The sequence below is a fragment of the Pseudovibrio sp. POLY-S9 genome, from assembly GCF_001431305.1.
Classification (GTDB): Bacteria; Pseudomonadota; Alphaproteobacteria; order Rhizobiales; family Stappiaceae; genus Pseudovibrio.
Window position 1 is genome coordinate 9,532 of record NZ_LCWX01000204.1, and the last position, 13,288, is coordinate 22,819.

Annotated in this window: 14 protein-coding genes; all 14 read right to left on the reverse strand. The window is 49.6% G+C overall.

Annotation, left to right across the window (positions count from 1 at the left end; genetic code table 11):
• The coding region (locus tag PPL9_RS32515; protein ID WP_200962347.1) for a hypothetical protein at nucleotides 1-336 on the reverse strand (336 nt) is incomplete at its 3' end.
• A 12-nt stretch (nucleotides 337-348) separates the two neighbouring features.
• Nucleotides 349-2,382 carry a hypothetical protein gene (locus PPL9_RS20715; protein WP_057464468.1) on the reverse strand — a complete coding sequence of 678 codons (2,034 nt, stop codon included), beginning with the start codon at nucleotides 2,380-2,382 and terminating at the stop codon, nucleotides 349-351.
• 3 nt (nucleotides 2,383-2,385) lie between these two features.
• Nucleotides 2,386-3,012: a hypothetical protein gene (locus PPL9_RS20720; protein ID WP_057464469.1), complete on the reverse strand. Its 627-nt coding sequence runs from the start codon at nucleotides 3,010-3,012 to the stop codon at nucleotides 2,386-2,388.
• 72 nt (nucleotides 3,013-3,084) lie between these two features.
• Nucleotides 3,085-3,357: a hypothetical protein gene (locus PPL9_RS20725; RefSeq protein WP_057464470.1), complete on the reverse strand. Its 273-nt coding sequence runs from the start codon at nucleotides 3,355-3,357 to the stop codon at nucleotides 3,085-3,087.
• 72 nt (nucleotides 3,358-3,429) lie between these two features.
• Nucleotides 3,430-4,356: a phage capsid protein gene (locus PPL9_RS20730; protein ID WP_057464471.1), complete on the reverse strand. Its 927-nt coding sequence runs from the start codon at nucleotides 4,354-4,356 to the stop codon at nucleotides 3,430-3,432.
• Between the two features lie 164 nt (nucleotides 4,357-4,520).
• A complete protein-coding gene (locus PPL9_RS20735) occupies nucleotides 4,521-5,306 on the reverse strand; it encodes a hypothetical protein (protein WP_057464472.1) in 786 nt (261 codons plus the stop codon).
• A complete protein-coding gene (locus PPL9_RS20740; RefSeq protein ID WP_161831404.1) occupies nucleotides 5,230-5,619 on the reverse strand; it encodes a hypothetical protein in 390 nt (129 codons plus the stop codon). The genes PPL9_RS20735 and PPL9_RS20740 overlap by 77 nt, the downstream gene beginning before the upstream one ends.
• Before the next feature lie 74 nt (nucleotides 5,620-5,693).
• A complete protein-coding gene (locus PPL9_RS20745) occupies nucleotides 5,694-7,262 on the reverse strand; it encodes a portal protein (RefSeq protein ID WP_057464474.1) in 1,569 nt (522 codons plus the stop codon).
• A 125-nt stretch (nucleotides 7,263-7,387) separates the two neighbouring features.
• Entirely contained in the window at nucleotides 7,388-7,885 is a 498-nt protein-coding gene (locus PPL9_RS20750; protein WP_057464475.1) for a hypothetical protein, read from the reverse strand.
• 53 nt (nucleotides 7,886-7,938) lie between these two features.
• Nucleotides 7,939-8,775, reverse strand: coding sequence for an LPO_1073/Vpar_1526 family protein (locus PPL9_RS20755; protein ID WP_057464476.1), 837 nt, complete (start codon nucleotides 8,773-8,775; stop codon nucleotides 7,939-7,941).
• Nucleotides 8,768-9,112 carry a hypothetical protein gene (locus tag PPL9_RS20760; protein WP_057464477.1) on the reverse strand — a complete coding sequence of 115 codons (345 nt, stop codon included), beginning with the start codon at nucleotides 9,110-9,112 and terminating at the stop codon, nucleotides 8,768-8,770. The genes PPL9_RS20755 and PPL9_RS20760 overlap by 8 nt, the downstream gene beginning before the upstream one ends.
• A gap of 393 nt (nucleotides 9,113-9,505) precedes the next feature.
• Nucleotides 9,506-10,261, reverse strand: a complete 756-nt coding sequence (locus PPL9_RS20765; protein WP_152986779.1) for a hypothetical protein — start codon at nucleotides 10,259-10,261, stop codon at nucleotides 9,506-9,508.
• A gap of 61 nt (nucleotides 10,262-10,322) precedes the next feature.
• Nucleotides 10,323-11,882, reverse strand: coding sequence for a terminase family protein (locus PPL9_RS20770; protein ID WP_057464479.1), 1,560 nt, complete (start codon nucleotides 11,880-11,882; stop codon nucleotides 10,323-10,325).
• A gap of 417 nt (nucleotides 11,883-12,299) precedes the next feature.
• Complete coding sequence (locus tag PPL9_RS20780) at nucleotides 12,300-12,887, reverse strand: hypothetical protein (protein ID WP_057464481.1); 588 nt, start codon at nucleotides 12,885-12,887, stop codon at nucleotides 12,300-12,302.
• Nucleotides 12,888-13,288: the final 401 nt, after the last annotated feature.

Genomic DNA, 13,288 nt, shown 5'->3' on the forward strand with positions numbered 1-13,288 from the left:
GATGCCAGCTGCAGCGAACTTCACATCATTTTCCCCAAGCGCAGCCGCCAGTTCTTTTTTAAGAGCCGTTGTTCTCGCCATCCCTTGCGAACGCTCATCGACTTCAGCAAAGTCCGCATCAGCCGCTTTCATCTCGTAAGCGTCGGCCTGAGAGTTGCTGGCAGCCAAGCCGGATAAAATTGAAGTAACGCCGGCAACGCCCTGCAAAATCATAGTGGCCGTTGAACCAAAAGTTGCCGCAGTGCCTGCTGCTGCAGCCCCTGCAGTCGCAGCTGTGCCAGCCGCTGCAGCGCTACCACTGAGAGCACTTCCGATTGCGGCAATTGCCATTTGCATTTCAGTATCTCCCTAAAGATCCGCTTCAATGGTGATAGAGCGCACGGTCAGTCGCCCTGGACGAACTTGCGTAATCGTCACCGTTGGTTCATCGAAATATCCGGTAAAGCCCTGCAGGGGGATCACACCCGTAAAACCTTGCTCAAGCTCCGGCACATCAACCTGAGATCCAAAGCGATGCAGAGGCACATCGTAGACTTTGCCGCACACAGACACGGCAAGAGAAGTTGTATCGACAACGGAGATCCGGACAGTGTGAATACGGGCAGGACGCATAAGAACCACACCCGGCCCAATGTCACGAGGTGGAGGCAACGTTTCAACAACTGGCGGTGTCCACTGCCCCACTGTGATCTCTAAGGCTTCGACCGGAAGAGTGATTGCCTTGTTTTCGACCATAAACGGGCCGAACACATCACCATCAGCAATCGCCCAAACCTCAGCCCCCTCATGAATATCCAAGCCATCAACAACGCTGATCGGCTGAGCAGATTGCATGTCGATCGCACCATCTAGGATCAAGCCAGGCTCAAACCTCTCAAGAGCGCAGCGGGCCTGCCCGCCCGCTTCGCGCTCGACAATTGCAACAAGCTCATTGCGTCCGTTGCAAGATACAGCCTTGTATCGTGGCCCAATGATCCTGGTGAAAGCCGTTACATCTTGCTCTCGGAGCAGATGACCAAAACGCAAATCTCCATCATCTTCAACGACCGCCAACAGGTTTGCATCGGACGAGTACCGCTGCTTGCGCAAAGCAATATCTTTGATGTTCTCGAACATGTGGGCGGCAAGCAAAGAGATAGGCAGCGCAACAAAGTTACCATCTACATCCGTGTATCGAAACTCAGAGATAACCCCGCGATCTTTATGCACGAAGATCGCGGCCCCCTCATTTTCAACGATTGGCACACCTGCAGCGCAGCCATGACTCGACGACTTCACATGGATTGGCGGTTTTTTCTTGGAAATCTCACGATCAGAAAGCCAGTACTCACCTTCACTCGTAAAAACGAGAACGTTTCGCCCCTCGACAATGCGCTCAATACGCTCACCGCCAGGAACATCCATCGGCACTACAAACGCCCCATTGGCCTCATCCTGATCTTCATCAAAGTTATAATAGTCACCCGAAACCGAAACCATCCAAACATTAGGTAGTTTAGCCAAACCGCCAGACATCAATCTTTGCTGAATAAAAGCACCACAACCAGGCCAGCCTCGATATTTGGAAATGATGTCTTCACCTGGAGAAACTCCAACCGTCGTTTTATATGCGACGATCGCGGCATCAGCTTTATTGATCACTGTTCCTGAAACTGCCCAACCATCACCTTCATTCCCTTCACCAGAGAATTTGATTGAGACTTTATTGGCCCCGGCAGATGAAACCTTGATGCCATCACGAACGGTACTCAATTCCAAGACTGCAGCTTGGATCTCAGAGACAATCGCAACCTCACTCGTATAAGTCATTGAGCGAGTTTCCTGCCCGGAAACTCTGAGCTGGATAACCGTATCAGCCTCTAAACCGACAAACTCCAGTTCCCAGACTGCTGGTTTGTTGTTGGTATATTCAGCGCCATAGTCCCAAGTTGGCGTATTTTCGTAAATCAGTTCCTCAATCCGCCAATCATCATCGGCCAGCTGGCGAATGCGGCGCGTCGGTACATTCCGGTGAAACAGCAACAACGTGTCCAACGATTGCACATGGTTGAGCTCGCGGATCTGCTGCACTGAGTGAGGCAGCTGCAGATCCTGGAAGTGAGCTCCATCCCTCCAAACACTTATTAGCCCTGCAGCAATCACCAGATCGAAAGAACTTCCCTCAGAATTCACAAAGGAAATCATCCGCTCAGAAGCATCATTAACGATACTGAGGTGCCGCATCCGCCCCGCAACGGAAAATCCACCCTGTGGGTGGATATGAACGTTTTCCATGCGCTTTGCGCCAGAGGAGAAGTATTTGAGCTGCGTTCTATCGATGAGCATCACATCGAGCTCACCACTCGTAAACGTTGCCTGCATTTGCCCAGGAGAGGAAACCATAGCCTAGCCTCCCTGAAAATGTTGAGTAAGCGGGTTCCCCCTAAGCTTCAGCTTTTTGCTCGGAGTTCCCTGCGCTTCTGCCTGGATTGCTACACCGATCAACCCACCGCGCATATTTTCCTGAGGCGTGCCGTAAACATCCCGGCGCAAGGCATCACGCTTTTTCTCCCTGGAAGCGATCGCCATAACCAGTTCAGCAGCAAGCGCCAGCGTTGCAGCCTCCATAAAGGCAGCAGACCACATGTCCGGACGAGCAAAATAAGGAATGAGCGCATAAAGCTCAGGCACATCAGCGTGGACCTTATCCTCTTCAGGCGTAAAATCTGTGAAAGTACTATCAGGATCTCGCGGTGAAATCGTGAGCTTTTGGGGAGGCCCAAGCCGATCCGGAGGAAGCTGAAACACATTGCGGTAACCTGCAAAGGCCGTGACACCATGCAACTTTGAAAGTTGCCTTGTGGTCCGCGCAAAACTCCAAGGATAGTGGCCGAGCAAGAAACTGATCAGGCCTTTATAGATCAGGTCGGCACCCTGGCCGCCTGGAAGATCATCTGTCAGGCTCTGCAGCGGTTCTAAACCAACACGCGCACAAGCGCGGTTTACAATAGCTTCGGGAGAGTAATAGCTCATGAGAACACCGGAGAAAAAAGGAAGATCGGCCCGGAGCCGCCAGCACTCCGGGCCGCGAGCAGCTAGACCAGCTTAAGCCGTAGTCTGCGCTGCAATCTGCACAACGCCATCAGCAACAGAAGTCACCACGTAGCATTTGAGCCTCGGCAAGGCATCCACGTCGAGCGTCGCATCAATTTGATCACCTTTGATGAGCATGTCTGCAGCATCATTAAAGTAGCCGTTGGCTTCAACGGTGGCAGCATCATCAACAGTCAAATAACCGTGCTTGTTGCGAACTGAGCCTTTGCCTGTACCAACAGACCCAATCTCACAGATCTTATTGATCCCTGAGGTCTTAAACATGAAGTCACCCGTAGATTTTAGAAAAAGAGCAGCCCTGGCACGAAGAGCGCCAGGACGATGAAAATGTAAGGATTATTGTGGAACTATGAGTTCACTAGAGGTTTCGAACTGCCCCAGAACCATCCCTTCTTCCAGAATGGCAGCTGCAGCACCCTCACTCTCAATACGCATGGAATGCGCACCCAACTGGTTTTCCCAATCAAACCAGCTTTGTAAGGTAGTATTGTTGGCCCAGCCAGCGGCGCCTTTATGCCACATCGCCAACTCAAGGTGATTTTCATCGAGGCTTTGACGGAAGTACTCACCAGGTGCGACGAACCAGTTCACACCATTCCAATACTTACCCTTCTTGCCTTTTCCGCTTTTGCCTACAAAGGAGAGGTTTTCATCACCAACCCACTCGGAAGAGTTAAACTGCTTGTAGGTCATCATGATATCCCAGAAGAGCTGCGGCAGCGGGCAATAAACCTCACCATCGAGCGGCACTTCAGCTTGACCAAGGGCAGAGCACATCTTCATTGCATAGGCCAGATCCCATTTAGTGCCGGCACCGCCAACCAAACCGGGCTGACCATTTGCATCAAGATAAGGGTTCACACCCTTTCCCGTTGCTGCAGTGCGAGAAACCTTCTTATGAATGACATCTACAATCTCACCATCAGTTCCGCGACCCAAAGCTTTCGCACCAATCATCGCGATGTTCTCGCGTTCATTCACGTTGGTTTTGTTGAGATCCTGATAGTACAGGAAGTCGAAAACTTCCCATGTTTGCAGCGTAGCCTCAGTCCGGCCGCGTGGTGGGTTCATTGGCGTAGCCCGCTGGCCACGAATTTTCTTTGAGGCTGTACCTTTGCCAAACCAAGGGAAATAGGCTTTTGTACCCTCAATGCGTTCAGCAGCAGACACACAAGAACGGAGCAAAAAGCCCTCACTCTGATATTTATGTGCTGCTCGGGAATTAAACTGCTCAATAAAATGAGCATCTGCAGATTGCGACATTGTCGGCGGTCCTTTCTAATCTCCAATGAGAAAACAAACAATCGCCATCTCATCTGAAGGGCCGCCAGGGAGCGCAGGTCTATAGAGAAGAGGGCCGCGCTCCAAATGGCAGGTTCTGATTTCTGGCTAAGCTTACGCTAAACCCAGCCAGCAACCGTCAACCGTTAACGATAGAGCCGCTTGTATCCTTCGTCATACTCGGCTCTCAGCTTTGGATCATACTTAGGTGAGTTCGGATCAATCCGGTCATCACTATCCAGCTTCTTCAGATCCTCTTTGGTGAGTGATCCGTTAGAACGCCCGCCATCACTTTCGGAGATAGTAATGCCACGACTACTCAGCAGCTGAGAGATCCCATGCAAGAAGGCATTACCGCCTGCAAGATCGGTCAGGCTTTCAACAAACTCAGCTGCAGGCTCTGGTAGCTTCATTTGCGCAGCAAGGTTTTTCGCAAAGGCTTCATTGTCAACGACAACCTGGCTCACTTCCTTGCTGTCTGACAGTCCTAAAAGCTCACCGGTTTTCTTCAGCTCTGCCTCAGGATTGTAAGGCGGCTCGATCTGGCCTGTCTTAACCAGTTCCGTAAAGGTTTCATCGAGCAAAGAACCAAATTGGTCGTTCGTCATACCTGCCTTGTGAGCTGCAGCAGTAGCCGCCTTAAACACAGGATCTTCAGTAGGATTTTCAAAATAAGGAGCCAAGGTCTCATTGGGCTCAAACGTATAGCCCGATGGATCTTCTGGAGCCTGTGGCTTATCCTCAGATCGCAGCCCCTTGTAGGCACCATAAACTTTATCGATCGTGTCCTTATCACTCTCGCCTAGGAAGTGCTCAGGCAGGCCCTCCGGAACGTAACGCCCTGTGTTGTTACCATCACCAGAACCACCATCTCCGTTTCCTTGGTTTTCTGAGTTGTTCTGCTCCTGCTCGAACTCTTGATCTCCAGCCATCGTCATTCTCCTTTTCTGGCGCGACCCCGCCGCCAACTTCGGCAAGGTCTTTCAAAATCATTGCAACCACGCTGTTTTGTCCTTCGCGAAAACAGCCGTAGGCATGAGATTGCTGAGGATCGATCCCCAGCTGAGTGTGAAATTTTATCCGGCGAACGGTCCCGTTCAGCAGCTCCTCAAGAACAATCTGCCCTTCATCACTGGCAAACACTGTCGCCAGCGCAGCCAGATACTGATCACGGCGGCGTTGCTTCTCACGGTCTTCCTGTTCAGCCTTTTCTTTCGCTTTCGGATCAGCTGAAAACTTACTCATCAAGCCGTCCACAGAGCTCCAATCATCGCCCTGCAGATTGCCCATTAACTCTGCGATCGATTGCCCGTTCATGGTCAGAGCGCCCCCGCTTCTGTTGGAACTGCAGCTGCACCATTGGGCATAAGCCCCGACTGAGCCGCCATCTGCGCTGCGAGCATTGCTCGATCCTCATCTTCCATCTTCTTGCGCTCGTCCTCATTCACTTTGAGGCTCTCTGGAACACCCATCTCACTGCCAATATGCAGAAGGGCATCAACCAGCTTGACCACCTTGCGAGCGTCCTTCGCCAACAACGCCAGACACATCTCAATCCACTGGATAATTTTCTGCATTTTCTCAGCAGCTCTGGCAGTTGCCATTGGTGATGAAACTTGAATTTTGACGAGGATCTGATCGACATCAGGAGCATCCCTGATCATGCCTTTGTCATAGGCAATCTCGATCAGGCGCTCAGCAAGTGGAACAATGATCTCTTTAACCAGGCGGCCAAATGCACCAACATGATCCTCTGCAAGCCGCTTCATGCGCTCAAGGATCTCGGTTGCAGAACGCACCGCGCCACTGTCCGGGGGCAAAGCCTGATCCATCATGGTTGTTTTCACAGCCATGCGCAGATCATTCAAAACGATATTGTTGAGATCTAGGCGAGGCTCAGGGAATTTTTGGACAGATGGTCCAAGCACACCGCCATTTCGCGCAACCTTCCAAAACTCTCCGGGCTCAACGGACGCCATATCAGGATTAAACACCCCATCATCAACAGCCGTATAAATCCCTAAGAGAGAGATCGCAGCGGCCTGCAATGTCAGGCGCTGCGCCGTGTTGAGCGTCTTGATTGATGGCATTGCCAGGTTAATCGGACCACGGCCATAAACTTCACCAGGTACTCGAAAATAGCGAGGAGTAAGCCATGGGCATGTCCGGCTGCTTTTAGTCTTGATTATCGTCTCTGCGTCTTCAGGCGACCAGGCAACGAAGTCCCAACGTTCCGTTTTGGCGTTGTAAATGCAGTCCTGGTTTAGAACCACTTCCTTTTCAGGTTCTTTCTCTTCCAGCTCGCGCAGGGTTTTACCAAACTTCCCATCCGGGAACATTTCGCGAATGGCCCGCACTGTCCATTTACGGCCCCAAAAAATCCCACTCACATCGCCATAAGCACCCGCCTCAAGCGCAACCTCATCAATGGGAACGCAAACAAACCGTACAGGCTTCTTCCGGTTGCCTTCCAGGATGAGCATGGCCCCTGTACCAGCCCCAAGCTCTAAGCCCATCTCAACAAAGGCCATATCAAATTCACCATTTGACATCATGCCTGTTGTGACTTTTGAGATCCCCTCCAGCGGCGCTGAAAGTTCTTCCTTCTGTTCTTTTGAGAGAATGTCACCAGCCTTGATCTGAAAAGGTTCCTCCCCGATCAGATCTTTCCAGAGCTTGCCGGAAAAACGGAAATTCGAGACAATTGCAGTCTGATCAAAGGCTTTATCAACGCGGTTTGCCCCCTTACTGGTTTCACCGTTGGCGGCGCTTCGTCGATAGGGAATTGCATAATCAAATGCATCATCTCGCAAAGGCTTGTGAGAGTCATATTCAGCCTGAGCTTTTTTGCGCCGCGACTGAATGCTTTTTAGGTTTGGTTCAGCCAAAGCTAACCTCCGTCACCTGAGATTAGCCGAGAGATGATTGACCGGAAGAAGACCCGATAAACGTTAGAAGCCGACGCCCACGCTTGCGAGTTCCCCCGCCACCACCTGCAGAGGCCTTAGCCTGGTCAACTTCTGCGTTCTGGCTCGCTAGTGCAGCCAACTGCCGGCGCTGCGCTTGGTCCGATTGCTTCTGAGCTAATCGCCGTGCGCCCTTGTCTCCGCCTCCGCCTATCAGACCGCCCATATTGCCAGATCTCCAAGTTATCAATGGTCTCAACAAGTTCAAATCCTGCCAGGCGGGCAACGCGCCCACCGGCTTTGGATTGAACCAATGTGTAGATCTCACCGTACTCGGAAGCCTCAAGGGTCAACCGTATGGAGCGGACAATCTGAAGCATGCTGATTTCGGCCTTTGGTGTCACCATCCACCAGGCCTCAAGGTCGCCATTAGGCCACGGAAACAAGCCAGCAACAGAGACGAGTTCGCCAGCGTCATCATGAAGCGCCCAGGAGCTACCTTGCGCCAGCTGCAACTTAGCAACCTTCCAGGCTATCGGGTGACACGTGCCCATGCACTGAGCAATATCCATCAGGTTCACGGGAGTAGATAAAGTAAAAGCCATGACACGAGAGTGTCATGGCTTAAAGGGCGTCAACCCTCCAATACAGTTAGGCTTTAGTTCTTCAAAAAAAAGTTCATTGGATCGATATCATCTGTTTCTTTAAGCGTAAAATAAACTATCAACTCGCCCTGCACACTAACATCATAAAATTCAAAACGAGTTTCCTCAAAAAGTTGATAAATGTTGCCATATTGACCATCGCGCAAAAAATCTTCTCTTTGTTCTTCATTCAATCCTTCAAGCTCAGGATGCTTTTCAAGAAAAAATGGCAAATGGTGCCTGCGAGCCTGCCCTCTTACATTCAGCGCATTAATTGAAACCATGTATTCGATGTCACGCTTTGAAATCTCTTTTATCCCGAAAAAGTCATTTAGTCTCTCTCCAAGTAGCAAATCGATTTCGGCTAGAGACTTGTCAGTTATTAGCTCTCTACGGGCATATAACCATAACTTCATATAATCGAGCTGATGCTTTGTTATTTTTGGAGCTAATTCGATAGCTTGAGAAATAACTAAATCATAAAGATCACTATCATCTTTTCTAAGCAGCTCTGTAACAAGTTCTGCAAGTAAACCTAAGTTAATGCGATCTCCAAATCGAGCTGCACTCAAGGCTGTTGATTGTAACAAAAACTGGTAGTTTGGCTCAGCAAGGCGAGTAGGATCTAATTTCTCAGACTTTTGCGTTAACGAGGCTATATATTCTTGAAAGTAACGCTCAATATTTTCATGTAGCCGTTTATCCGCTTCTGCAAGTAACTTGGGATAATTGCTTTCGAATAAATCAAAAAAAAGCTGTCTACAATCACTGTAACTTAGGCCTAATACAATACGCTCTCCAGCTACAAAGTTAACGCCATTTCCTTCTACTTCTTGCAACAATTTACTCATCACTTTTCATCGAACCTATTCTAACATCATCTCTACTAACAAGGTTTAGATCAGAGCGGCCAGCTTTGAGTAACTCGGAAAGTGCAGTTTCCGATATTTCGAGACTACCAGCAGAAACGACATTATTTGCACGGAGTGTGCTTTGTACTATTTGCTCTGTTTCTCTACTGTCATTTTTTACTCGTTGTCGAATTTCAGACTTTCGAGAAATTCCTCGTCTTTTTAAATACCAATGTTTAATAGCTGTCGAGCCTGCGATCAGAAGCGTGACCCCAATACCTGAAAACAACCATTCATAATTCTTGATAATGAAGTCAAATGGATCGTAAATATCCATGCCCCTACTCCGTTAACCTAATAAGAATCTTGTTTTTTCAAACTATTGTATCGCATAGTTTCGCAGCAAGCATAAAACCGTTCTTCAGCACCCATGTTCTATGATCCGAACAACATCAAACAATATGCGGACCAAATCCCCCGCCTCTTCTTTGGCGGCCCACGCCAGTCGCTTTGCTGATCACGACGAGGTCCAGCCGCATCACTTACAACAGCTGGCCGCCCATGCTATCCAGTTAAAGCTTAGCAACTTTCAAAACAACCGGTGACACAATCCCACGTACTGAGCAATATCCATCAGGCTCACGAAAGTAGATAAAGTAAGAGCCATAACAATAAATGCTACGGCTTCCCTTAATTCAAACATATGATTTCAACGAGCTACATCAATAGCCTAAGGTGAATCTCGATTTCTTTTCCAAATTGAATATGCTCCATAAAAGACTTGGAACAATGTCAGGGTTAGAGCAATTATAGAAATGTAGTAACCCCAGTTTGCATTTGCCAAATATCGTTCAATATCTCGATCTTTGCCGACAATCGAGCGCGATAAAAGACCCAAGTTAGACGCAATTTGAGCAGTGTTATCACCCAGTATCTGCTCAATATTCTCGAAAACAGTCTTATCTTCGAATGTAAGGCCATCATAGGGATTGCGTTGGTTATGCTCTACAATCAACTCTTTAAGTCTATTAATGACATCAACTTTGGGATTCCGTGCTCCAATTTCAGCAACCAAGAATGAGTCTAAAATCTCTCCAAAACTCCCCTTTAGAAAAATTCGAACGATCCTCGGGTCTGTATTTCTGCCTGTTGCTTCTTTACTCTCAACTGCACAGCTCCCGTCACGCAGAAGCCCCAACCGCTCGACCTTGATAGCTTTGTAGATCTTTTGCCCATCCATCAAAGACGTCATAAAACTCTTAAAGCTTGCGACACGGAAGGTATCTTTAGCCTCATAAACACGCTTTACTTCTTCATAATCTGAGCAATTACTAATCGCTTGCGAAAGAGCATGAATATGCCGTTCGTAGTCTGGAACTCCCCCTCTTAGGATGAAGATCATCGCCAGTGCATAGAGAGACAAGAACATAGCCATAATTGTAATGAACCGAAGTATTCTTACTCCAGACTTAGTTAACCATCTCAATGTGACCTCCATTCAAGTTGCATCGGCCATATAACACAATCTGAAATAGATATCAGCTAAACTACACCAAATGAGGGTCAAAGTTCCCCTTCTTGTTCGGAGGCCTACGTCGTTCGTTTTGCTGATCACCGCGATCACGACGCGATCCAGCCGCATCACTCACAACAGCTGGCCGGCCACGATACCCCAACACCAGGTATTGCAGGGCGTCATGAGGGTGTGAGTACTCATTTTTTGATGGCTCCGGATCATACTCCGGCCCCGCATCCTTTGGACGCTTCCGGTATTTGTACCCGCTGGCAAAGCCGCGATTAAGCTTCTTGCAATGCCTGGAGATCAAGAGACGGGGCATATGCCCATCAATCAGTTTTGTAAGTTCAGCACGCACAGAAGCCAATCGCAAGCCAAGCTCATTCGAACCATTCGCCGGAATTAAAACAGGCTCTCCCAGAGCCTTACTGACTGTCTCAATCCAGGAGAGCTCACCACCTTCTTTATCAGCTCCATACTGCGCGGCAGGGTCCGCCCAGATCATTACTTTTGGTACGCCGTAGTACTTGCGTGCAATCAGATCATTAAGCAGTTCAGAAAGCCGATCAGCACCATATCCCTGCCCCGGAACCAATTCATCCGTAATGATTATCTGCCCATTGGGTCGAGGTTGCCCCAAGATCGCTGCAGGGTTCAAACCTGCATCCAGTCCAACCAGCAAAGGGAGCGATTGATCCGGCTGCAAGTCCTCCCCAGACGCATGCAATCTGGGATTATAATCTGAATAAACAGGCTTACCGTCACGACTAAAACCAAATTCATTTCGCACAAATCGGCGGACGTACCACTCCTCCTCGTTCTCAATGATCTTCTGATAATAGTCAGGTTCTAAGTTCTTCATATTTTCGACTTCAGACGAAACCCCAGAAGGTTGCTGATATAGAACTCTATTTTCACTTGGATTTTCAACAAACGTTTCATAGGTCCAGTTATCGATATCAGGTGCATTAAAATCACCAATCACTTGCCGGAAACGTTTGGTATCTGGATCTTTCAGATCTGACTTTCTCGGATAACGTCCTGTACGCTGTTCAAGGTACTTCAACCCATTTTCATCAATAGTATCCATCTCATTGAGCCAGGCACCGGAGATTTCCCAACCGCGCAATTTCGCCTCGACTGTAGATCCCTGCAAGCCGACAAATATGGTTTCAGCTTCCACCCGCGTCCCATCTGGTAAACGCCACCGCAAGATATGCGTCACAGGTCGATCATTACCACCAGTCCAGGTACATCCCGGATATCCCTTTGGGAACCACTGCTGCCAACTTGCAAGAACCGTTTTCTCGGCATCACGAAAGCTCGTCCGGACGACAACCCATTTATCTCGGATCACACCATCCTTACACGGAGGCATAAGCGTAGCTGCGACCACCCGAGCCATTGCACACGCAACAGTTTTACCACCACCAACCGGACCCATAATGGATTTGGTCAGGGTGCCGGCTCGAATAAAGTTCCGAGCTACTGGACCAGGAGGCACATACCGATAAGGATCAAAATCCTCATCAAGTTCATACTCTGCAATCAACTCTGCGGTCGTCAAACCATCTAACGACGAAACACTCATCAGATCCCCCACGCCCCCTGAGCTGGTACAAAAGGCTCTGAGCCCCCAAACCCCGGCCCAAATGCAAAGGGTTCCACCCGCGCCCGACCCGCTGTTTTTGAGGCTCCCGCCTCGTTTTCAAATCCGGATCGGTGTGAGAGCGAGTACCCCTGTATGGGGGGGCAAAGTCGATTTCCGGAAGGCCTCGCAGAATTCCGCCATTTATCGCGCCATTGGAATGCACCAGCCACCATCGCGCCACGAAAATTTGAAATGGACCGGGGCACCTTCAAAACCATCTGGACGCCTCGTCTGCCACCACGCCAGGTCACATCGAGAATGCTGGCTACCTGATTTTTTATCAGGGCGATCAACGGCAAATTTCCTTTTAATTTCATACACATAGGTAGGCCGTGCGACTTGCGCTCCGTACGACTTCTATTCATCATCACCGCTAACCCTTTGATTTCGTTGGGTCTGGCCTTCTGAGCTCGGCTCTTGCGCTCCGATGCTCATTGGCTCTTCTGCTGCGTCCAGATACTTGCCCTCATTCACCTGATCAGTGCCCAGATCGATCATGAGCACCGGCAACCGCTCGTCATCATCGCTCTCTTCACGAACTGGCATCTTGCCATGGAGATACGGAGCGACATGATCTGCGGTCTTCAGCTGCATGGCCACGATCTCCGGTATGGTTGGCACGCCTGGCAGCTTGCCCACCAACGCTTTTTGCAACGCTACCTTGAGATCCAATCCATCCACCTTGGCTTGTTCCTTCACGAACCACCGCCACAGATCTGCAGGATGGCTTGAGAGGAACTCCCCCTGAAACATCAACGGGTCTTTGAAGCCTCGGGCATTCCATAACTTCTGCAGCTGCTCGGTCTTCTTGTTCTTCGCACCTTTCGGGCGGCCACGCCCCCGGCCTTCACCAGATCCGGAGCGACGAGCAGAAGGGAAGACGTCATCTGGACCAACCTCGTCCTCATGCGGGATCAATTCAAATTGCTCGTCGGTGTGGCTCATTTCCCCCGTATCCCTTCGATAAAACCGAATATTTTATGCACCCCAGAATTCTCTGAAATCTCTGGTGTCTCGATAGTGTCTCTTTTGGTGTCTCCAAAATAAATAAATAAAATCATATAGTTAGATAATAGTTCCACTAGGGACACTAGGGACACCAATATATTTATATGTGTGGGTGCATGTGTAAGACCCGTTAATCTGGTGTCCCTAGTGTCCCCACTTCCTAACCCACTGACTTTACTCGCCATTATCGGAGACACTTGGTGTCCCTGAGGTGTCCCTAAGGTGTCCCCCGAACCCATTCGGAGGGAGAAACCCCGCGACTGGAGCCACGGTAGGACTTTTTTCAATTGGTCAACTGTCCGCAGACGCGCAGTAGCCACAATCTCAGGCCTCTCCGT